The sequence below is a fragment of the Rhodoligotrophos appendicifer genome (assembly GCF_007474605.1).
GTDB classification, from domain to species: Bacteria; Pseudomonadota; Alphaproteobacteria; order Rhizobiales; family Im1; genus Rhodoligotrophos; species Rhodoligotrophos appendicifer.
In genome coordinates this window covers 346,117-366,865 of sequence record NZ_VHKL01000009.1, presented here as the reverse complement: position 1 = coordinate 366,865, position 20,749 = coordinate 346,117, and the positions used below count along the sequence as shown (strand labels likewise).

Sequence of the window (20,749 nt, the reverse complement as noted above, 5' to 3'; positions counted from 1 at the left end):
GGCAATCTCTCGAAATCATCAAACTCTCCCACAGCGATTCTGCATCCTCCACCGACCACGGGACAGCGATCGCAGCCCTCCTGATCGGACGCGGCGACGGCCCTTCTCCCGGCTTGCTTCCAAACGCGAAACTGGTCGCGGTGGATGCGTTCAGACGACAGCCGGGGATCGATGATCATGCCGATGTCGTGGGCTTGATCTCCGCTCTGGAAGCACTGGTCGACCGCCGCGTCGGCGTCATCAATATGAGCTTTTCCGGTCCTCCGAACCCCGCGCTTCAATCCGCGATCAAGGAAGCCGCGGCCCGCGGCGTCGTCTTCGTTGCTGCCGCGGGGAATGGCGGACCGGGAGCACGAGCATCATACCCCGCGGCCTACAATGAGGTCATTGCCGTCACTGCGATCGATCCGTCTTTCAATGTTTATCCGTTTGCGACATCAGGATCATATGTGGACCTCGCGGCGCCGGGGGTGAACATTTGGACGGCGCAAGCTTCGATCGACGAGCGAACCCGCAGCGGAACCTCTTATGCCGCTCCCTTCGTCACCGCCGCCGCCGCCTTGCTCGCGGCAAGCCAGCGGTTCGATTCGGCCAGCATTCCCGTCAAGCTTAAGACGCGTGCCCAGGATCTGGGAGCGGTCGGGCGCGACGACATCTTTGGTTTTGGATTGTTGCAGATGGCGGGTCTGTGCGACGAGCTCATCGCCTCCACTGACCAGGGTCCCGCCCATTCTACTGTCCGAATAACGCCCGCTGGCGATTAGAGCAAATCCTCAGTCGCGGTTGACGAGGAGAAGTTCGCCTTCCTCGGCCCTGCGGTCGAGAGGAGCCCCGGCCCTGATGCTCTGCAAGAAAGCCTCGACGGGACCATTGTCGTCGCTGGCCGGCTTATAGTCATTGTTGCTACCCTGACGGAGATCGACGAGGGCGAGAGTCCAGCGGCGTTGATCGAGACAAGCAACCGCTCGTGCATTTGACGAGGCCCCCTCCAGGCTGAACCAGCGGCACAATGTTCCTGCTTCAGTCTTGTAGCTGGCGAGAGGCCGCAAGGTGCCGATCGCCGTAGCGTCCTGCGATCCTGTTGGGAGGCGACTAAGCTGATCCTGGATCTCGCTTGCTTCGAGCCCGGCGAGAAGCCCCGCCCCCGGCGTTCTGGCGACGGAGGCTCTGTCGATAACTGCTCCCATCGCGCCTCCTAAGACCAATGCGACGGCCGCAGCGATTGGCCAAAAGGTTCTTCTGTTCGAGGAAGCATCATTGGCGGGCGGGGTGGTGATCGGTCGGTATGTTCCCGGCAAACTGTTTGGTGACTCAAGACGCGTTTTGATCGCGGCTTCGAGAACGGCTGGGACCGGATCGGCTGCCTGCGACGCATAGACCGATTTGGTCGCACGACGGCTTCTCACAAAGCCGAGGATCCTCCGCGCGATCTCTGGGTTCTCGCCGACTGCACTTTCGACGTCCTGTGCCACAGAGGATTCGAGCTCACCGTCGGCATAGGCCATCAAGATCTCGTCGCTGAAATCACCCTGCGACATCTGTTTTTCCATCCTCGGCCTTGTTTGCCTTCAATCAGTTCCGGTGAGCCTTAACAGTTGCTGGCGCGCGCGGGCGAGACGGCTCATGACTGTACCGATCGGAACGTTGAGAATTTCCGAAGCTTCGCGATAGCTCATTTCATCTCCACAGATGAGCAGGAGAACTTCTTGCTGCTCATGGCTGAGTTTCTCAATCGCCTGACGAACATCTTCCAGTTCAAACCGCGCCATAACGCGGGTTTCACCGTCCTGAACCATCACTCCTTCACTGGCCTCCGGGTCGAGTGGGACTTCCCAGGCGTCCTTTCGCAACTGGTCGATCCAGTGGTTCCGCATGATCCGAAATGCCCATGCATCAAAACGGGTGCCCAAAGTCCATTTTTCGGCGGATGCCAATGCCTTGAGGCAGGCACTTTGAACCAGGTCATCGGCGGCTGCAGCGGACTTGCAGAGCACCAGCCCGTACCGTCTAAGTCGAGGCAGCAAACAGATCAGCTCTTGTCCAACATGCTGTCTTGAAGCTGGCGTCGAGACACCGTCCAAGTAGGTCCCATCTGCGGCCTTGTTCCCGAGGGATCGCATGCTGCTCCTTCTCTGTGCCTGAGCAATGGCTCGGATGTGGAGCTAATCGCGATGCATGCTTGAATCGTTCCAGCAATTTGCAAAACTAAAACTGCATATCGCTAACTTGACTCAGAAGGGTCTCGTCGAAACACTTTTATCTTGCGGTTGGGGGCCGTCCGCCTCGGCGCCCGCTGCATCCCCCTCGGACGCTTTTCGTCTCGGCAACTCCCGTATCAGACGGCGAACTTCCGCGAGGGCGCGGCTTCTTGAAAACCGCTTTTCATTTCCCGGAACATCAACTGTCATTTCATCCTCCGCGGACAGGGCAATGTTCGGAAAACGAACCAGGATCAGAAATATTCCCCCGCCCCATGGGCCGAAAGCGATGATGCCGAGGCCAACTAGGTGTTTGATCCCGGATTTTGATGGTGCACACTTCTCGCAGAATGGAGGGATGCACTATGTGCCCGGTTCTCCATGGCAGCGCCACGACGACAGAGGCGGTCCGTCGAACGATATAACATTAGTCAAGAGAGCCAGAGGCCAACCCTACGGGATCAATCAGAAGACGGCGGGGCCGACCCGCAGCGCATCCATAGCGGCCCGCCGCCAACGTGGTAGCCTGCGGCTGCGAGCAGCTATGGCAGCTTTTGGAAAATCTCCGAGGCTGCTCGAATAGCCGAAAAGGAGGCGCGAAGCCGCCATCTAGTTTTTGCCCGTCGTTCCAATCATGACTTGCCAACTCCCTTGCGGGTGCGTTGTTATACGCCCTACATGCAATACAGGCTCAAGACGCTGGAAGGGATCGCAAACTCCATTGGAGTTCATGTGAACCGCGTGCTCAAATGCGCCTCCAAGGTTGAGGCTGCTGCGGTCGAGTATCGGGTCGATCTTGAACGGCCGACATTTGATCGGGGTCGCGGTCTTAAACTCAAGCCTTCCGAGATTCAGAAGAAACTATGCAAGATCGAAGCGACGGCTCGGAAGTTGCTGAAGCATCTCGGCATTGAAGATGTTGAGGCGCCGGACGATCTTGACCTCGCCATATCGAGATGGCTTGCCCCTTCGGCTGGCCCAACGCAGAATATTGACCTCTTGGCTAACTGGTTCAGGGGCAACCAGGATGATGGTGAAGCCGGGGTCCTAGGTGCAGCCGAACGGTTGTCTTCCATTGTTATCTTGATTGAGGGTGCAAAGGCTGCAGCCTTCATCCGCCGGCAAGCGAGCGAGGGGCAGAAGGATGTCGCTCTTGTCAGGCAAATAGTGGCACAGCGTGGTCCTCAGCCCGATCCTGCGTTCGAGCGATGGGCTGCTCGGATGGTTGCTCTGTACGCAGAGATCACGGGCGCAGAGCCTGCCATGTCGGTGGGCGGACCAGGTCGGCCTAATGAAGGGGTGGCGGGTGGTCCGTTGGTGCGCTTCCTGATCGCTTGCGGCACTCCATTAGGGATCACGTTAGGTGAGGATGCCTGGCGCAGTTGGTTTCGTCAGAATGAGGCCATGAAGAAAGACCGGCCGGACCAAAACCGAAATTAATTTAGCCATTTCGACCGCTGGGCGAGAGGGTGCTACGCGCCATTGGTGTTGCCCTTGTTCACCCATGACATCTCATCATCATCGGAGCGGAAGGGCATCCCAACTGGAGGTATGCATGCCCGCCCTGAACAATGATCCCTTCTACACCCCCGAGGAAGCCGCCGAGTATCTGGATTGCTCAAAGAGCTACGTGGACAAGTTGCGCGTCACGGGCGGCGGACCGCGGTTTGTCCGCTTTGGGCCCCGGAAGATTTCCTACCGGCGCTCGGACCTCGATGAGTGGGTCAAGACCCTCAAGTATCGGTCAACCAGCGAGTATGGCAGGCTGTGATGCCTGCCTACTCTTGCTCAACCGGGCAACACTATCCAACAACATCTATTATATTTATAAACATTAGGAAAATACATGAATGTATTTGTGCACAATACATTGACAACGATCTCCTAAATATCAATGTTGTACAAGAGTGTGCTGCGTCATCTGATATTGTATTACTTAAGGTTGTCCTAATGCTGACTTTCCTTGAGCGAAACGCCCCCGCCGGCTCGGTGATTGGAGGGCCCTCCTTCGCCGATGCGCTCGCTGCACTGCTACGAGCCGACGATCTCGATGCGGCGACCAAGCGCCATTGGGCGACGTCGCTGCGCCAGATGGCGGGCTTCCTGGGTCGTCCCTGCGAGACGATCCCGGCCCGGGTCACAGGAATCAGCCGCGCCGTCCAGACGTTGCACCCTGAGCAGTTGAACGTTCATCCCAAGACCTTCGCCAACCATCGTGCGAACGTGAAGCGGGCACTGAACTGGTACGGTAGGACCGAGTTCGGCAACGCCCATCGCGCCCCGATGAGCGACGCCTGGCGGGAGCTTTGGTCGCTGGTTCCAGATGTCCAGGCCAAGGACATGCTCTCGCCCTTCTGCCGCTTCCTCTCCGGCCTTGGCATCGCCCCGAGCGAGGTCGCCGATGTGCACGTTAAAGCGTATGCAACTTATCGTTTGGAAACGAGCTTCTCGCCCCTCAATACCAGCTCCAGGCGCCTCTTGGTGCGCTACTGGAACAAGGCTGTCGACGAGGTCCCTGGCTGGCCTACGATGAGGCTTGCTGAGCCAGGATATGCCGAGCGCAGCAGTGGCCCGCGGTGGGATCAGTTTCCTGAAGAGCTGCGTGAGGGGATCGAGATCTATCTGGCGGACCTCTCCCGTCCCCACAAGGCATCGGACGGACGCCGGATGAAGGGGTGCAAGCCTTCGACGGTCGACACCCGCAAGCGTGAGCTCGTGGCTGCCGTTCGGACGGCAGTGGCCTCAGGCATCGAACTCGACAGATTGACCTCGCTCGCGGCACTTCTACACCCCGACACCGTCGAGGCGATCGTCGATCATCTTTGGGAGGCGGCCGGTGATGTCCCCTCAACCTATGCCATCGCGTTGGCTGGGAAGCTCCATGGAATTGCACGCGCTCTTCCAGGCTTCGATGCGGGGCAGCTCGGGCGCCTCGACGATCTCCGCTATACGATGGAGCAGCACCGCCAGGGTGGTATGACAAAAAAGAACCGGGATCTGATCCGGCAGGTTCTGGTGGGCGATATCTGGGATAAGGTTATCCAGTTGCCGATGAGGCTCATGGCCATCGCCCGCAGTGAAAGCAAGGCGCAGCCGATCAAGGCCGCCGTCCTGGCGCAGCTAGCGACCGCGATTGCGATCCTGGTTGTGGCGCCTATCAGAGTCGGCAATCTTGCCTCAATCCAAATTGGCGAAAACCTGGTCCGTCCAGCCGGCCCTGGCACTCCCATCACGCTGGTATTCGAGGGATATGACGTCAAGAACGGCATCGACCTTGAGCATCCGCTGCCGGCGAGAGTTACCGCAATCATCGACGAATACATACATCTCCACCGGCCCGCCCTCATGCGGGGCCGCAATCATGACTACCTGTTCCCGGGGGAGGGGCGGGACCAGAAGACCAGCCACACCCTGTCCGAGCAGATGAGCGTGCTGCTATGGAAGCATCTGGGTCTCAAGGTCACGGCGCATCAGTTTCGGCACGCCGCGGCCGCTATCATCCTCGAGAAGCTACCCGGCAATTATGAGATGGTCCGGCGCGTCTTGGGCCACAGAAATCTGAGGACCACCACCAACAGCTATGTGGGCTTGGACACCATTAACGCGTCCCGGATGTACGCGGACCTCGTTATCGACAAGATGGGGAAGTAAGGCAGCATGAGCGCGACCAGTCGCTACGAAACCTTGCCCTCTGAGGAGTGGCCTCGGGCGGATCGCGATGGATGGGAGGCTGCTTGTAGTCCGGCGCATCGCCTGAAGTCTGGAGGCCGCGCAGGCCACCTCAAAATATCTACCCGAGGTTACCTTCAGCGAGGCTACGGTTATCTTCTCGACTTTTGTGCTCGCAACGGCACGTTCAACGTGAATGCACCCGCTGCGGCCCATGTCACGCCAGCCAATGTCGAAGCATTCCTGTCGGAGCTGGATCACCGCGTCGAATCGGTGGCGCGATACAACTACATCAACCGCATCCGCACCGTGGCGCGATTCTTGGTGCCTGGGGATGCGTTTGAATGGCTTCACGAAATCGAACTCGACCTGAAAGATAAAATGCGGCCAAGGGCCAAGGCGCCAAGGATCGTCGATGGCGACAGGCTTCTCAGGCTTGGATTGGACCTTATGGCGGAAGCGGAGACGGCAGCCCCCCAGACTGAGCTCACGCGGGCTCGGACATATCGCAACGGTCTGATGATCGCCTTCCTCACCCTATGCCCTATCCGCCTCAAAAACCTTGCTGGACTCTGTCTCGGCGAGCACCTCCAGCGCAGTGACGATGGCTGGTATCTTGTTCTCAACGCATCTGAGACCAAAAATGGCCGCCCCGACGAGCGCATTGTTCCCACGCTGATCGCACCGCAGATTGATCGTTGGATCGCATACTGGCGCAACCTCTTCCTAAACCCCGGCGATGCGATGTGGGCATCAGTTAAGGGCGGTGCTCTCGCCTACACTTATGTGGGCGAGATTATTACCCAAGTAACAAAAGAAAGATTGGGAAAGGCAGTAAACCCCCACCTGTTCCGGGATTGCGCCGTTCACACTATAGCGGATTTGGCAGGCACAAAGATGGGGCTTGCGTCCGCCTTGTTACAACACACTGATCCCAGGGTCACCGAGAAGCACTATAACAAGGGCAGTAGAAGACACGCGAGTGCGCACTTTGCAGAGCTAATAGCCCGAAAAATGGTTCTGGATTAGAAATCTTGTATCATTACACCTTCGCGCGCGCACTCGTCCCGCTAAAGCCGGTCTTCGTGGAAATGACGCCATGTTGACGCCAGAGAAACCGGCGACCAGCCAGTTTCCATCTAAGTCTTTGAGTATATTGGCGCGCCGGGGAAGATTCGAACTCCCGACCCCCAGATTCGTAGTCTGGTGCTCTATCCAGCTGAGCTACCGGCGCCTGGCGGGAGCTGAGCCCGCCTGTTGGTGGCGCCTGTCCTAATACGGGCAGGAACCAAACGCAAGGACCGGATCGCGGCCTCGGCAACATTCCAGTTACTCAATCGTGTCAAAGCGCTCGCCTCTCGCGGCCAGAAATGGCATGGCTTACGGAGGGATTTGCCTCCAGGAGAGATGCTATGGCCGGATCGGTGAGACGAGTATTGTTGATTGGCACGGCGCTGATCGGTGCGACAGTGGCTGCACAGGCGTTCATGACCAGTACACAGCTTGGCAACATGCAGTTTGCCGCGCCGCAATATGCGGTGCTCGACAGCTGCCTGAGAGCGGCCGGGCTGCCCGCCGACCTGGAGAAGGTCTTCTTCGAGAAGATCAATTATGCCTGCCCGGGCAATCCCGAACAGATGTCGGCCATCCAGTCGGCCTGGGACGCCGCCGAATCAGCGGGCGGGCAGTGCCCACCCCCGGGCGAGCTGCCGGCCGCCTATGAAGCGGCCAAGCAGGAGTTCGAGAAGCTGATCGTCGAAGCCTGGTGCAACTGATCCCGACATCGCCCCGTCATCAGGCGGGGCGGTGACTCTGGCGGTAGGACAGCCAGGGGCCGAGTGTCTCGGCCTCGTAGACGCCGCGGGCGATGGCCCGGGCCAAGCTGTCGGATGCCGCCGCTCCAAGCATGGCCAGAGCGAGCGGACGGGGACCCTCCAGCTCGCGGCGACCCGTCGCTAGGGCGAAGACCGTGTCGCCGTCAAAGGGCGTATGGACGGGCCGAAGGGCGCGTGCAAAGCCATCGGTGGCCATGACAGCGAAGCGCTTCGCCTCCGAGGGCGTGAGGCGCGCATCCGTCGCCACCACGGCGATGGTGGTGTTGGCGCCGGCTGCTGCGGCGTCGGCCACCATCGCGGCCTTGGTGTCGGTGGTGAGCGAACGGCTCGCCGCGGTGAGCTCCATGGGCAGGCCGGCCAGCCCGCCAAACTCGCCATCGATCTCGGCCAGTTGCGCCCAGAAGCGGTTCGTGCCCGGAATGACGGGCGAGCCGAAGGAATTCACCGCGACGATCGCTCCGACGGTGATGCCATCGATGACCGCCGAGGCGCTGCCGAGGCCTCCCTTGTAGCGGCCGGCCAGGGCACCGTAGCCGGCCCCCACATTGCCCAGGGAGAATTGGCTCGAGGCGCGTTCACAGGCGTCGATGCCGAGCTGGCGATAGGGGGCGGTCGGACCCCAGGCCTTGTCGCCGCCATTGAGAATATCAAAGAGGCAGGCAGAGGGGACCACGGGGCAGGCACGGGGTTGTGTCGCGAACGTGAAGCCGCGGCCATGGTCCGAGAGCCACTGGGTGACGCCGGTGGCCGAATCGAGGCCGAAGACGGAGCCTCCGGACAGGACGACGGCATGGACGGATTCGACCAGGGACGAAGGATCCAGCGCGTCGGTCTCCCGGGTCGCCGGGGCGCCGCCGCGGACGTCGACAGAGGCTATGGCATCCGGGTCGGGCAGAATAACCGTCACGCCGGACATGACTTTGTCGTCATGGGCGTTGCCGATGCTGATCCCGTCGACATCGGTGATGAGGTTCAGGGGGCCGGGTCGATAAGACATGGATTCTCGCTCGCATGGTGGGTGCGCGCACCGTATTGCCCTGTGCGAAACAGGTCAAATTGATGTTCCTTTCCAGGCGCGCTATTGACGGTGTGGAGAAGGAGTTCTGCATGATGCGTTTTGGCCGCCTGCTGACGGTGCTGCTGGTCCTCGGGATCGCGGCTGGATGCGACGATCGCCGCGAGGGGCAAGCCATCGTGGCGACAGCGGATGAACGCGCATCGCAGGCGGCGATCGACATCCTCGCCAAGGGCGGCAGCGCGGTTGACGCCGCCATCGCGGCTCAACTGGTGCTGGGGCTGGTGGAGCCGCAATCCTCCGGGATCGGCGGCGGCGCATTCCTGCTGAACTGGGATGCCAGCGCGAAGAAAATCAGCGCCTATGACGGGCGGGAAACGGCGCCGGCCGGCGTCAGGCCGGATCTTTTCCTGAATGAGGACGGCACACCGATGGACTTCATGGCGGCGGTCGTGGGGGGCCGCTCCGTCGGGGTGCCAGGCGTCGTGGCCATGCTGAGGCTGGCGCATGACGCGCATGGGAAGCTGGCCTGGGGGGAGCTGTTCCGGCCTGCCATCACGCTGGCCCGGGAGGGTTTCGAGATCAGCCCGCGGCTGGCGGAGGCTTTGGGCAATGCGCCGGAACTCCTCAACAATGATGAGACGCGATCCTACCTGGCGATGCGGGACGAGAGCCTGCCGGCAGGCTGGACGCCCCTGCCGATGGGCGCGATCGTCAAGAACGAGGCTTATGCTCGCACGCTGGAGGCCATCGCTGAGCGCGGACCGGCCGGGCTCTCCGAGGGAGAGGTGGCGCAAGCGATCGTCGATGCCGTCCAGGGCCATCCCAATGCCGGCACGATGACGCTGGCGGATCTGGCCGGCTACAAGGCGTTGCAGCGGGATGCGGTCTGCCGTCCCTATCGTCGGTTCGAGGTCTGCGGCATGCCGCCGCCCACATCGGGAGGGCTGACCACGCTGATGATCCTCGGGATGCTCGAGCATTTCGACCTGGGGGCACTGCAGCCGGCCGGAGTCACTGCCGTGCACCTCATCAGCGAGGCGAGCGCGCTGGCCTTCGCCGACCGGGACCGATACATGGCCGATGCGGACAAGGTCGATGTTCCCGTCGCCGGATTGCTGGACCGATCCTACCTGGCCTCGCGGGCGGCCCTGATCAACCCGGGCAAGGCCTCGGGCCCGGCATCGGCAGGGGTTCCCCCGGGAGCCGTGCACCGGGCCGAGGGTATCGACGGCGCGCGTGCGGGGACAAGCCATCTCTCCATCATCGATCGCGACGGCAATGCGGTCTCGATGACGAGTTCCATCGAAGGGCCCTTCGGTGCCCACATCATGGCCGGCGGCTTCTTCCTGAACAACGAGCTGACGGATTTTTCCTTCACGCCGGCGGGCTCGGACGGCGTGCCCGTGGCCAATGCGGTCGCGCCCGGAAAGCGGCCGAGGTCTTCCATGTCACCGACCATCGTGCTCGACGAGCATGGATCCCTCCATGCGGCCGTCGGCTCGCCGGGCGGCAGCCGGATCATCGGTTATGTCACGGAGACGCTGATCGCGCTCATGGACTGGAAAATGCCCATGCAGGCGGCCATCAACGTACCGCGGTTCCTCAACAGGAACGGACCGCTGGAGCTCGAGGAGAATACCCCCATCGTCGCGCTGCAAGCACCGCTCGAGGCCATGGGCCATCGCGTGACGGTGCGGCCGGCGATCAGCGGATTGCAGGGCGTGGAGCGGAAAGACCACGGATTGACTGGCGGCGCGGATCCACGGCGCGAAGGGAAGGTTCTCAGGCTTCCCTAAGAGGAGCGCTCGTCCCGACGGGGAACGACCAGGGTTCCCGGACCATCAACGACCCGGCGCTCGCCACGCCGACCGGGGCGAATCTCATGGACGCGATCGGGGATCACGATGCGGAACTCGGCGCCCTTTTCACTCTCCGCCAGAATGAGCTCGCCGCCATGGGCGCGGACCAATTCGGCCGATATTGCGAGACCGAGGCCCGTGCCGCCGCTCCGCCCGGACCCCTGAAAAGCCTCAAAGAGGTGGGCGCGGGCGCGGGCCGGGACGCCAGGGCCATTATCGGCGATCTGTATGGTCACCACAGTGCCCTCGCGCCAGGCACGGATCCGGACAAAGCCTTCCTCGCCCATGGCGATGGCGTCGGTCTCATGATCCAGCGCCTCGGCCGCGTTGCGCAGCATGTTCATGAGCACGCGAAACATGTGATCGCTGTCGGCATCGATCTCCAGCTCAGGCGGGACGTCGTTGTAGAGAATGGTGCGGGTGGACGCCTCGGGCGCCACGGTGTCGATGATCTCGTCCACGAGGCTGCGCAGTTCAAAGCGCTCGCGATCGGGGGGCGCTTCCTGAGCGCGGCCATATTTCAAGGTCTGCACGCAAAGACCGATGGCGCGGTCGAGGGAGGCGATGAGCTTCGGTGCGAAACGCTTGACGGTGGGGTCGTCGATCTGTCCGAGGCGGTCCGAGATCAGCTGGGCGCTGGACAGCATGTTGCGGAGATCATGGCTGACTTTACTGACCGCCAAGCCAAGCGCCGCCAATCGCGTCTTCTGCTGCAAGGTGTTGGCCAGCTGGGTCTGCATGCGGTTCAACTCGCGCTCCGCAACGCCGATTTCGTCGTCGCGGTCGGAGGGCATGATGATCCGACTCTGATCTTCCGGGTGGCTGCTGAAGGAGACCATATTCTTCGTCAGCCGCCGCATGGGACGAACGAAGGTGACGTGCAGGGTGTAGTAAATGAGGGTGGCGACGATGAGAGAGAGGATGATCGAGAGCTTCGCGATGGTGAAGGAGAAGGCTATCATCGCCTTGCGCAAGGGCCGCTCGTCGATCACAAGCTCGGTGAACTGGCCGGACGGATCAGTGGCATAGCCCAAGACCCTGATCACGCGACCGTTTCCAGCCACCATCGTTTCCACGGCATCGACGATGGTCTCGAACCAGGTGACGTCTCGGATGTCGTAATGGGCATCGATTTCGGGAAGTTCGGGTCCGGCCAGCACGAGGTGCCGCGACTCCCCACGCTTGAAGGCGATGGCCTTGGCCCCGGCGCGCGCCAGCAATTCACGCCGCAACTCATCGGAAATCAGCTGGTCGGGTGCGGCCTCAACCACCAAGGTCGCGATCTGCGCCGTCTTGATGCGATCCTCCAGCCATTTCACCCGGAAATTGGCAATGGAGGGAACGAAGATCAAAACTTCCCCGACCATGACGAACAGCATGGTGAGCAACAGCAGCTTGGCGGACAGCCCGTGAAGGATGCCCGGTCGAGGCGCTTCGCTCTCGCTTGCGGTTTTCGAGGCGCCTTCCAAAGGCGCTTGTCCATTTGGTCCGGGTGAGTTCAAAGACGTCCAGTCAATCTTGCCGAGAATGTTCCCATTCCCCTTCACGTATATGGCATTTTGAGGATTGGTTCCGCATGTGCGGGCCGAATTTTCGCGAGGGGTGACAACAAGGCGCGGCGGATGTGCAGCGAGGGCCGCCCAATTCGTTGACTTGCGACCCGGCGTTCCTTATAAGCCGGCAATCAATTTGCATGCTTTAGTGGCGGATCGACCAAGGGTGGCACTGTCCCCTCTGCGCATCATTCGCCGGACCTCGCGGAGACGACAGTGAAGAGGACTTACCAGCCAAGCCGCCTGATCCGGAAGCGCCGGCACGGCTTTCGGAGCCGTATGGCAACTCCCGGCGGACGTAAAGTTTTGGCCCGACGCCGCGCCAGAGGCCGGAAACGCCTGTCAGCGTGAGTTCTTCGTGCCCGGCGGAGCGCAGCGATCCTGCAGTGCGCACCGGCATTCGAACGTTCATGGGCATGGAGCGCATCAAGAGACGCCGGGATTTCGTCGCCGCATCGCGGGCCAGGTCGGCTGCGATGCCTGGGCTCGTGATCCAGGCTCGAAAACGAGATGATGACGGCGCTGCCCGGGTCGGATTCACAGCGACCAAGAAGCTGGGCGGGGCCGTCGAGCGCAACAGAATCAAGCGCCGACTTCGCGAAGCCGCGCGACTCTCGCTCGGCGATGTCGCCGTCAGCGGTTACGACTATGTGATCATCGGGCGCGGCAGCACTGCGTCGCGCGCCTTCGATGTCTTGAATGAAGATCTGCGGCGAGCGGTCAAGACCGTCCACGCCGAGCCAACCCCGGGCGGCAGGCGTGATCGATATTCGCCCAAGCCGGCCGGCGAGCGAAACGATCCCCGATAACTGCTGTACGTCGAGAACGCGTAGAGACCATGGCCGACAACAAGCAATTCATCCTCGCTATCGCGCTCTCCGCCCTCGTCATCCTCGTGTGGCAGCTCTTCGTCGGGGTGCCGCAGATGGAGAAGCAGCAGGTCGACGCCCCGCAGCAGCAACAGGCTGAACGGCAGGCAGAGGCCTCTTCGACCGCTCCCCAGATCACCACTCCGGGCGCGAGCCCAGCGGCTCCTGGCACCGTAGCCGCCGGTGCCACGCCGGGCAGCATGACCCGCGAGCAGGTCATCGCGTCGACGCCGCGCGTCGCGATCGAGACACCCAGCCTGGTCGGCTCCATCAATCTCAAGGGTGGACGGATCGATGACCTCAGGCTGAAGAAGTATCACGAGACGGTCGATCCCGAGAGCCCCATCATCACGCTGCTGTCGCCTTCGGGCACCTCCAGCGCCTATTTCACCGAGTCGGGATGGGCTGCCGGCGGGGGTACGACGGTGGCGGTGCCAACACCGGAGACGGTTTGGACGGTGGAGGGATCGCCCACCCTGGCGCCGGGCGCTCCGGTCACGCTCAGCTATGACAATGGCCAGGGACAGATCTTCCGACGGATCGTCTCCGTCGACAACGACTACATGTTCAGCATCCGCCAGGAAGTGACGAATAACGGGCCCACGGGCATCCAGCTCTATCCCTATGCCCTGGTGTCACGGACGGGCACCCCCCACACTTCCGGTTTCTACATCCTGCATGAAGGTCCCATCGGGGTGCTGGGCGAGGACGGCCTTCTGGAGCTCAGCTACAAGGACCTCCAGGAAGCGGCTGCACCCTTGACGCATTCCGCCGTCGGCGGATGGCTCGGGATCACGGACAAGTATTGGGCCGTGACCATCATGCCCGATCCAGAGTCCACCATCGAAGGACGGTTCTTCGACCACAAGAACGGCACGTCCGACGTCTATCAGTCCGACTTCCTGGTCAAGGATCCGGTGCAGGTCGGCCCCGGGGCGACTGGTGGCTACCAAAGCCAGGTGTTCGCCGGCGCCAAGGTCGTGAATATCGTCGAGCGCTATGCCGCCGAGTTCAGCCTCGACCGTTTCGACCTGCTGATCGATTGGGGATGGTTCTACTTCATCACCAAGCCGATGTTCTTCCTGCTGGAGTATATTCACGGCATCGTCGGCAATTTCGGCGTGGCGATCCTCATCACCACGGTGCTGGTGAAGCTGCTGTTCTATCCGCTCGCCAACAAGTCCTACAAGTCGATGAGTTCCATGAAGAAGCTCCAGCCCGAGCTTCTCAAGATTCGCGAGCGCTTCCCGGACGACCGGATGAAGCAGCAGGAAGCGATGATGGCGCTCTACAAGAAGGAGAAGGTCTCACCCGTCTCCGGCTGTCTGCCCATTGTTGTTCAGATCCCGGTGTTCTTCGCCCTCTACAAGGTGCTGTTCGTCACGATCGAAATGCGGCATGCACCGTTTTTCGGGTGGATCAAGGACCTCTCGGCGCCGGATCCTACAACCATCTTCAACCTGTTCGGCCTGATCCCCTGGACGCCGCCGCACATGCTGATGGTCGGAGCCTGGGCGATCATCATGGGGATCACCCAATGGATCCAGATGCGCCTGAACCCGGCACCGCCGGATCCGATTCAGGCAAAGATCTTCAACTGGATGCCGGTGTTCTTCACCTTCCTGCTCGCGTCATTCCCGGCTGGGCTGGTGATCTACTGGTCGTGGAACAACACACTCTCCATCTTGCAGCAATGGCTGATCATGCGGCGGCAAGGTGTCGACGTGAACCTGCTCGGCAATATCCGGGGCTCAATTCCGTTCCTCAATCGGGGCCGCAAGGACGCCAGCGAAAGCAAGCCCTGAGGCTGTCCCATGTCTGAACTCAATTTCGAGGAAGATGCGGACAAACTGTTCACGCCCGAGGTCATCGAGGCGGGGCGAAAGCTGTTTGCCGGCGAGATCACCTTTCTCCGGGGCGTGCCGAAGCTCGAGTTCCTGCCTGAACCGATGCAATGCGAAGTCGCTTTCGCCGGACGGTCGAATGTGGGCAAGTCCAGTCTGCTCAACGCGATCGGCGGCCGCAAGAGCCTCGCGCGGACGTCGTCGACTCCCGGCCGGACGCGGGAGCTCAACTTCTTTGCCGTTGGCGACCGTCTCTGCCTGGTGGATATGCCAGGTTATGGATATGCCAAGGCGGAAAAGGCGTTGGTCGCGACATGGCAAAGGCTGCTGCGGGACTATCTGCGCGGCCGGATCGAGCTCAAGCGCGTCTTCGTCCTGGTGGATAGCCGGCACGGGCTCAAGGCTCCAGACCTCGAGATGATGGATCTGCTCGACGAAGCTGCGGTCAGTTATCAGATCGTGTTGACGAAGGCCGACAAGATGAAGCCGGAGGCCTTGGCTGAGATCGTCGAGTCCGTGAGGCTCGGCATCTCGAAGCGGCCCGCGGCCCATCCGAGGCTGCACATCACCTCGGCAGAAAAGGGCATCGGGCTGCCGGAGCTCAGGGCCGAGATGACCATCCTGTCGGAGTCGCAAGCCTCAGATTGACGGCAGCGAGAGCCAATCGGCGAAGGCGGTCAAGATGAGATTGACCGCCACCGCCGCCAAAATCATGCCCATCACCCGCCGCAGAATGTTCGCCCCGGCTTCGCCGATGATGCGGAGAACATAGTCTCCGAGCATGAAGATGGAGGCGAGGAAGGCCAGGACGATGATCATCGCCAGGGCCGTCTCCATCTGATGCCCAAAAGAAAAGCGGTTGTTGTCCATCAGGAGAACGGTCGTCAGCATGGCGCCCGGACCCGCGATCATGGGTGTGGCCAATGGGAAGACTGCGACGCTCAGGAGCTTGCTCTGTTCGACGGGCGTGGTGGACACCGGAGTTCGCTGCATTTCACCCAAAACCATGCCGATCGCGAACATCAGCAGGATGATGCCCCCCGCGATCTGGAAGGCGATGAGCGACACGCCCATGGCATGCAGCAAGATCTGGCCGATGAAGCCGAAGAAAAGCAGAATGATGAGGGCGAACACCGCTGCATAGACGGCGATGCGGCGACGCTGAGCCGCGTTGAACTCCGTGGTCGCTCCCATGAACAGAGGGAGCAAGCCGAACGGGTCGAGCATGATCCACAGGGTCGTCAGCTGGGTAATGAACAGGGTCTGGTCTTCGATCATGGTCAGACTCGCTGATCATTCGGCTGAAAGGCCACGGACCTTATCCGAACGGGCAGGGCCTGCTCAAGGCCAACAAAGCGACTTCACGGAATATGATAGAAAGGATTGGGCAGCTGGAATGTCCTCTCCGAGAAGCCGCCGGCAAGATCGGAGGGCTGATCGCCCATGTTGGCGATGATCGTGTAGCCTTCGGCTTCTATCCGCCGGCGCTGTGGGGCCTTGAACTCAACGGCCGAAGAGAAGCGAGCGCCTTCCGGCACCATCGCCAAGCCCGTAAAGCCCTCGTACCCCGCGCGAGAAAGGTTGCGCGCCGTCGGCTGGCGTTGCGATTCAGGCCGGCCGGTGATGAAGAACACCGCCACACCCGCCGCGCGGGCCTGGCGGTAGACCTGCAGCGTCGGCTCAATGGCGGGGTCGATGCCCTTCATGTCCCAGGCGCGCCAGCCGCAGGGGCCCTCAGGCAAGGCGCAGTCGCCATTGACAAAACGCCCGAAATCATTGGCCTTGATCACCTGCCAATTCGACAGCGAGGTATCGTCGATGTCGAGCACCAGTGCCGGCTTGGCCACCTGAGGAGCACGGCGGGCGATCCATGAGCCAGCACTTGCCGCGACAATCGCGAGATCACGAGCATATGCGCCGCTGTCGTGATAGGCGGTCGCGCCGAGCTTCGCGATCCCGACATTTGCCGGCTGATCGACATGGGCGCAGGCGCAGGCACTCAGGGCGAGCGCGAGGAGCGGGGCGAGGACTCTGGCGCCGAACCTGATCATGGTGCCGACTTCGCCCGCTCCTGGTTGCGGAGGATGAAGCGCTGGATCTTGCCGCTGGGTGTCTTCGGGAGGCTTTCCACGAACTCAATCTCGCGCGGATAGGCGTGGGCGGAGAGCCGGCTTCTCACATGCTTCTGGAGCGCTTCGGCGAGTTCGGTAGAAGGGTCGTGACGGTCCTTGAGGACGATGAAGGCCTTCACGATTTCGGTGCGCTCGGGATCCGGCTTGCCGATGACGGCGGTCTCCATCACCGCGGGATGTTCGATGAGCGCGCTCTCAACGTCGAAGGGGCCGATGCGATAGCCAGAGGATGTGATGACGTCATCGGAGCGGCCCACGAAGCTGATGGTGCCGTCGTCATTCTGCTCGACCGTGTCGCCGCTGAGGTAATACTCCCCGACGAATGAGGGCGTCTCCGCATTCCTGTAGCCGGCGAACCAAAAGAGCGGCGACCGGCTGCGGTCGAGGGCGAGGATCCCGGGGGTTCCAGGGGGCAGCTCCCGGCCCTCTTCATCGACCACAACCACGCGATGGCCAGGGACGGCGAGACCCGCAGCTCCCGTGTGGACATCGTGATGCAAGGCATGATGATTACAGAGGACCATGCCCAGCTCGGTCTGGCCGTAATGATCGTGGATCGTCGTGCCGAGATGCTCGGCAAACCAGCGGATGACTTCCGGATTGAGAGGCTCGCCGGCGCTGCTGACCGCGCGAAGCTGGCCTTTCACAGCTTCCGCGGCTGCCGGGCCGGCAGCCACCAGGAGACGAAAGGCCGTGGGCGCGCCGCATAGATTGGTGATGCGGTGCTTGCGGATGAGGCGGTATGTGCTCTCGGCGGTGAAGGCGCCCTCATAGAACAGCGTCGGGTGGCCCAGTGCGAGGGGAGCGGTCACCGCGTAATAGAGACCATAGGCCCAGCCGGGGTCGGCGATGTTCCAGAAGCCGTCCTCGGCACGCAAGTCGACAGCATCGCTGATGTAGCCGACCATGGCGACGATCGCCTTCAGTGGAACGCTGACAGGCTTCGGCGCACCCGTGGTGCCGGAGGTGAACATCATCAGAAACGGGTCTTCACCGGTGCGCATGACCGGTGCGAAGGTCTCCCCGGCGGCTTCGACCTCGGACCAGAAGCTGAAGTCGCCCCGGCGGATGCCCTGGCCCTTGGGGCCCGAGACGGTCACGACCGGGGGCGCATCCGGGATGCCATCGAGCTTGCCGCGATTTGCCGGATCCGTCACGACAAGGCGGGTTTCCGCGGCTGCCAAACGATGCTCGATGGCCTTGGGACCAAAGGCGGTGAAAAGCGGCTGATAGACCGCGCCGGCGCGCCACGTCCCCAGGATCGTGATCAGCAGTTCCGGAATGCGCGGCAGGAGACCCGCCACACAATCGCCGGGACGAACGCCCTGAGCCACCAGGAATTCCGCGAATTGAGCGGCACGGCGCTGCAACTCGATGAAGGTCAGCGTGTCGCTGTTGCCGTCACGGCCTTCCCAAAACAGAGCTATTCGGCCGGGGAGGGCATGGCGATCGCAGCACTCGACACAGGCATTGAGGGCGGACAGAGTTCCGTGCAGCGTCCGCTCGACCGTCGCCTGGTGGTCAAATGCCGCTGCCGCCTCTTGATAGTCCCGCATGGACGCTCCTTGTTCACATCAGTCTACGCCGATGCCGACCGCCTGGGACAGAGCGTCTCTCAGCGGCCGCCTGCCACGTCGATGATGGCACCGGTGACATAGGATGCGGCATCGGACAGAAGCCAACAGACGGCTTCGGCAACCTCCTCCGCACTGCCGGCCCGCTTCATGGGGATCATCGGTGACAGACGCTCCACCCGGTCATGAAGGCCCGAGCTTGCATGGATTTCCGTCTCGATGAGGCCGGGCCGGACGGCATTCACGCGGATGCCTTCCTCTGCCGTCTCCCTGGCCAGGCCAAGAGTGAAAGTGTCCACGGCCCCTTTGGAGGCGGCGTAATGGATAAACTCATTGGGACTGCCCAAGCGGGCGGCCGCGGAGGACAGGTTCACGATGGCGCCACCCCTGCCGCCGCGGCGGGTCGACATGCGTCGTATGGCTTCGCGGGCGCAGATCATGCTGCCGAAGACATTCACGGCGAAGACGTGCGCGAGCGTGTCGCCCTTCAGCTCCTCGAGCCTGCAGGAGGGACCCGTTATCCCGCCGTTGTTCACGAGGGCATCGAGGCTCCCGAAGTCCTGATCCAGCTGTGCGAAGAGGCGCTCGACCTGGCTCTCATCGGCAACATCGAGCTGATATATGCTGGCTTTCACGCCATGGGCCGCGCAGGAGGCGGCGACGGTCTCGGCATCGGCTGCGGCGCGCTCATAGGTGAGGGCGAGATCATAGCCCCGACTGGCCAATCCGCGGGCCGTCGCCGCTCCGATGCCGCGGCTTGCTCCCGTCACAAGTGCTACTGGCGGCATGGCATCCGTCTCCCTCAGCAATGATTAAAATGTGACCAGCACGGCCCCAGCGATGCGAAAAACTTCAGCTTACAATTATCGCCGAGACGCATTATCTTTGATTCGTCGTCAATTTATCGAAAGGAGGTGATCCAGTGTCTCATTGTCTCAATCCGCGGTGGTCGGAAGCGGTGAACTGGGTCCTCGCCTCTGTCGAGGGTTCTACTCGCACGCGTTAAAACCTTAGCCCGGCATTGCGCCGGGACGTGGGTGACAATGGAAGGGCTGTCCGTCAGGGCGGCCCTTCTTACGTTTCGGCCGGCGAGGCCAATGCGGAGATCGCAGTCACGCCTGGTGGCTTTGGAACCCGATTCATGAATGGGGCTGGCGGGGAAGTGTCGGACACTTCCCGAAAATGAGGCCGAAGGGGAGTGCTGACACTTCCCTTATGCGGTCAAGCGGACGTGCCTGACGGTCCCCCGAAAAAGAAATGCGCCGCTGCGGCAATCCTCAGCAGCGCAATGCTTTCCCGTGCGAGAAAATCTTAGTTCTCCCGCATGTGGCGACCGCTCGTCGCCGATGGTCGCAGCGTCAATCCGCGGCGCGGATCGTCCGGGCTTCGATGCCCTTTTGACCTTGGGCCACCTGCACCACAACACGCTGCCCTTCGGACACCATGCCGAGACCAGACCGCTCCAATGCCGTCGCGTGGACGAAGACGTCCTTGCCACCGGCGTCGAGGGCAATGAAGCCGAAACCCTTGTCAGGGTTATACCACTTCACGATCCCTTCTTGCTCCTCAGACAGAGGAGCACTCGACTCGGCGCGGTCGTTGCGGTCGAAGCTGGGGCGAGGCGCACGCGGCGGGCGAGCCGTCGCGGAGGCCGTCGACACGTCAACCTCGAGGACCTCAGTCACCTGAGGGCCCTTCTGACCCTGACCCACGCGAACCAGCAGGCGGGCTCCCTCGGGCAGGCTGGTATGACCCGCTGCTTCGAGAGGACGAATGTGCAGGAACGCCTCGGAGCCGCCGTCAACCTCGACAAAGCCAAAGCCTTTGTCAGCGTTGAACCACTTTACGGTCGCGCTTGTCGGCACCGCGTTGCTGCTCATCGCAGGCGCGGGCTGACCCCCTTGGCGAAATGACGGCATGTCGTCCGATCCACGGCGGCTTTTCGGACTGAAATCATCATCGAAGCCACGCCGGCGAGGCTCACGATAATCTTTATAACGGCTCATCGACCATCCCAGAAGCTAAACAGATCTGTATTTGCAGCCTCGCTTGACCGGTCAAGCGAGTTTTCTCTCTTGAGAACTACCTATCATACAGGCGGACGGGGCTTTCGGCAAAATCCATTCTCGCATTTGGCAAGTCTTTTTTAGGTGTCAGTCGGGTAGCTTCCAGAAACGATTGCCTTATGATCGAGCAAT

At 61.7% G+C, this 20,749-nt stretch carries 20 protein-coding genes and 1 tRNA gene; 11 read left to right on the top strand and 10 right to left on the bottom strand.

Features of this window, described 5'->3' with window-relative positions:
* Positions 1-764: S8 family serine peptidase (locus FKM97_RS20755; RefSeq protein ID WP_144294322.1), on the top strand; the 764-nt coding region annotated here is incomplete at its 5' end.
* Positions 765-773: 9 nt separating this feature from the next.
* Here the strand turns inward: FKM97_RS20755 and FKM97_RS20750 are convergent.
* Positions 774-1,538: an anti-sigma factor family protein gene (locus FKM97_RS20750; protein WP_144294321.1), complete on the bottom strand. Its 765-nt coding sequence runs from the start codon at positions 1,536-1,538 to the stop codon at positions 774-776.
* A gap of 30 nt (positions 1,539-1,568) precedes the next feature.
* Positions 1,569-2,120, bottom strand: coding sequence for an RNA polymerase sigma factor (locus tag FKM97_RS20745; protein ID WP_144294320.1), 552 nt, complete (start codon positions 2,118-2,120; stop codon positions 1,569-1,571).
* Positions 2,121-3,089: 969 nt separating this feature from the next.
* Here FKM97_RS20745 and FKM97_RS20740 point away from each other — a divergent pair.
* The 4 genes from FKM97_RS20740 (at position 3,090) to FKM97_RS20725 (ending at position 6,896) form a co-directional block, all read left to right on the top strand.
* On the top strand, positions 3,090-3,638 hold the full coding sequence (locus tag FKM97_RS20740; protein WP_205015226.1) for a hypothetical protein: 549 nt from the start codon (positions 3,090-3,092) through the stop codon (positions 3,636-3,638).
* A gap of 115 nt (positions 3,639-3,753) precedes the next feature.
* Positions 3,754-3,969, top strand: a complete 216-nt coding sequence (locus FKM97_RS20735) for a helix-turn-helix transcriptional regulator (RefSeq protein WP_170241033.1) — start codon at positions 3,754-3,756, stop codon at positions 3,967-3,969.
* A 179-nt stretch (positions 3,970-4,148) separates the two neighbouring features.
* Complete coding sequence (locus FKM97_RS20730) at positions 4,149-5,849, top strand: tyrosine-type recombinase/integrase (protein WP_170241032.1); 1,701 nt, start codon at positions 4,149-4,151, stop codon at positions 5,847-5,849.
* A 6-nt stretch (positions 5,850-5,855) separates the two neighbouring features.
* On the top strand, positions 5,856-6,896 hold the full coding sequence (locus FKM97_RS20725) for a site-specific integrase (RefSeq protein WP_144294316.1): 1,041 nt from the start codon (positions 5,856-5,858) through the stop codon (positions 6,894-6,896).
* 128 nt (positions 6,897-7,024) lie between these two features.
* Here the strand turns inward: FKM97_RS20725 and FKM97_RS20720 are convergent.
* Positions 7,025-7,101: transfer RNA gene (locus FKM97_RS20720), tRNA-Arg, on the bottom strand.
* A gap of 178 nt (positions 7,102-7,279) precedes the next feature.
* On the opposite strand from FKM97_RS20720, the gene FKM97_RS20715 reads away from it, so the two are divergent.
* Complete coding sequence (locus FKM97_RS20715) at positions 7,280-7,642, top strand: hypothetical protein (RefSeq protein ID WP_144294315.1); 363 nt, start codon at positions 7,280-7,282, stop codon at positions 7,640-7,642.
* A gap of 19 nt (positions 7,643-7,661) precedes the next feature.
* Here FKM97_RS20715 and FKM97_RS20710 read toward each other — a convergent pair whose 3' ends face one another.
* Positions 7,662-8,699 carry a P1 family peptidase gene (locus FKM97_RS20710; RefSeq protein ID WP_144294314.1) on the bottom strand — a complete coding sequence of 346 codons (1,038 nt, stop codon included), beginning with the start codon at positions 8,697-8,699 and terminating at the stop codon, positions 7,662-7,664.
* 110 nt (positions 8,700-8,809) lie between these two features.
* On the opposite strand from FKM97_RS20710, the gene ggt reads away from it, so the two are divergent.
* Positions 8,810-10,516: a gamma-glutamyltransferase gene (gene ggt / locus FKM97_RS20705; RefSeq protein ID WP_144294313.1), complete on the top strand. Its 1,707-nt coding sequence runs from the start codon at positions 8,810-8,812 to the stop codon at positions 10,514-10,516.
* Here ggt and FKM97_RS20700 read toward each other — a convergent pair.
* Positions 10,513-12,048, bottom strand: a complete 1,536-nt coding sequence (locus FKM97_RS20700; RefSeq protein ID WP_246105191.1) for a sensor histidine kinase — start codon at positions 12,046-12,048, stop codon at positions 10,513-10,515. The genes ggt and FKM97_RS20700 overlap by 4 nt on opposite strands.
* A gap of 300 nt (positions 12,049-12,348) precedes the next feature.
* Between FKM97_RS20700 and rpmH the strand changes: the two genes are divergently transcribed.
* From rpmH to yihA, 4 genes are read left to right on the top strand one after another with little or no spacing between them, the layout of a single operon-like run.
* On the top strand, positions 12,349-12,483 hold the full coding sequence (gene rpmH, locus FKM97_RS20695) for a 50S ribosomal protein L34 (RefSeq protein WP_144294312.1): 135 nt from the start codon (positions 12,349-12,351) through the stop codon (positions 12,481-12,483).
* On the top strand, positions 12,480-12,941 hold the full coding sequence (gene rnpA / locus FKM97_RS20690) for a ribonuclease P protein component (RefSeq protein ID WP_246105190.1): 462 nt from the start codon (positions 12,480-12,482) through the stop codon (positions 12,939-12,941). Before rpmH ends, rnpA begins: the two co-directional genes overlap by 4 nt.
* Positions 12,942-12,970: 29 nt before the next feature.
* A complete protein-coding gene (gene yidC, locus FKM97_RS20685; RefSeq protein ID WP_144294311.1) occupies positions 12,971-14,806 on the top strand; it encodes a membrane protein insertase YidC in 1,836 nt (611 codons plus the stop codon).
* 9 nt (positions 14,807-14,815) lie between these two features.
* Positions 14,816-15,493: a ribosome biogenesis GTP-binding protein YihA/YsxC gene (gene yihA / locus FKM97_RS20680; protein ID WP_144294310.1), complete on the top strand. Its 678-nt coding sequence runs from the start codon at positions 14,816-14,818 to the stop codon at positions 15,491-15,493.
* Here yihA and FKM97_RS20675 read toward each other — a convergent pair.
* From FKM97_RS20675 to FKM97_RS26980, 5 genes are all read right to left on the bottom strand, one after another.
* Entirely contained in the window at positions 15,485-16,123 is a 639-nt protein-coding gene (locus tag FKM97_RS20675; RefSeq protein ID WP_144294309.1) for a MarC family protein, read from the bottom strand. The genes yihA and FKM97_RS20675 overlap by 9 nt on opposite strands.
* 83 nt (positions 16,124-16,206) lie before the next feature.
* The gene (locus tag FKM97_RS20670) at positions 16,207-16,896 is read right to left on the bottom strand and encodes an HAD family acid phosphatase (RefSeq protein WP_144294308.1); all 690 of its coding nucleotides are present in this window, start codon (positions 16,894-16,896) and stop codon (positions 16,207-16,209) included.
* Positions 16,893-18,533 (bottom strand): AMP-binding protein, encoded by a 1,641-nt coding sequence (locus FKM97_RS20665; protein ID WP_144294307.1) that lies wholly within the window; start codon positions 18,531-18,533, stop codon positions 16,893-16,895. Before FKM97_RS20665 ends, FKM97_RS20670 begins: the two co-directional genes overlap by 4 nt.
* Before the next feature lie 59 nt (positions 18,534-18,592).
* Positions 18,593-19,339 carry an SDR family oxidoreductase gene (locus FKM97_RS20660; RefSeq protein ID WP_144294306.1) on the bottom strand — a complete coding sequence of 249 codons (747 nt, stop codon included), beginning with the start codon at positions 19,337-19,339 and terminating at the stop codon, positions 18,593-18,595.
* A gap of 570 nt (positions 19,340-19,909) precedes the next feature.
* Entirely contained in the window at positions 19,910-20,557 is a 648-nt protein-coding gene (locus tag FKM97_RS26980; RefSeq protein WP_144294305.1) for a cold shock domain-containing protein, read from the bottom strand.
* Positions 20,558-20,749 lie beyond the last annotated feature (192 nt).

Coding starts and splice junctions, on each gene's coding strand:
- ggt (WP_144294313.1), top strand. CDS start 8,810: ATGATGCGTTTTGGCCGCCTGCTGACGGTGCTGCTGGTCCTCGGGATC.
- FKM97_RS20675 (WP_144294309.1), bottom strand. CDS start 16,123: ATGATCGAAGACCAGACCCTGTTCATTACCCAGCTGACGACCCTGTGG.
- FKM97_RS20745 (WP_144294320.1), bottom strand. CDS start 2,120: ATGCGATCCCTCGGGAACAAGGCCGCAGATGGGACCTACTTGGACGGT.
- yihA (WP_144294310.1), top strand. CDS start 14,816: ATGTCTGAACTCAATTTCGAGGAAGATGCGGACAAACTGTTCACGCCC.
- FKM97_RS20660 (WP_144294306.1), bottom strand. CDS start 19,339: ATGCCGCCAGTAGCACTTGTGACGGGAGCAAGCCGCGGCATCGGAGCG.
- FKM97_RS20715 (WP_144294315.1), top strand. CDS start 7,280: ATGGCCGGATCGGTGAGACGAGTATTGTTGATTGGCACGGCGCTGATC.
- FKM97_RS20710 (WP_144294314.1), bottom strand. CDS start 8,699: ATGTCTTATCGACCCGGCCCCCTGAACCTCATCACCGATGTCGACGGG.
- FKM97_RS26980 (WP_144294305.1), bottom strand. CDS start 20,557: ATGAGCCGTTATAAAGATTATCGTGAGCCTCGCCGGCGTGGCTTCGAT.
- FKM97_RS20750 (WP_144294321.1), bottom strand. CDS start 1,538: ATGTCGCAGGGTGATTTCAGCGACGAGATCTTGATGGCCTATGCCGAC.
- FKM97_RS20725 (WP_144294316.1), top strand. CDS start 5,856: ATGAGCGCGACCAGTCGCTACGAAACCTTGCCCTCTGAGGAGTGGCCT.
- FKM97_RS20735 (WP_170241033.1), top strand. CDS start 3,754: ATGCCCGCCCTGAACAATGATCCCTTCTACACCCCCGAGGAAGCCGCC.
- FKM97_RS20670 (WP_144294308.1), bottom strand. CDS start 16,896: ATGATCAGGTTCGGCGCCAGAGTCCTCGCCCCGCTCCTCGCGCTCGCC.
- FKM97_RS20665 (WP_144294307.1), bottom strand. CDS start 18,533: ATGCGGGACTATCAAGAGGCGGCAGCGGCATTTGACCACCAGGCGACG.
- FKM97_RS20730 (WP_170241032.1), top strand. CDS start 4,149: ATGCTGACTTTCCTTGAGCGAAACGCCCCCGCCGGCTCGGTGATTGGA.
- yidC (WP_144294311.1), top strand. CDS start 12,971: ATGGCCGACAACAAGCAATTCATCCTCGCTATCGCGCTCTCCGCCCTC.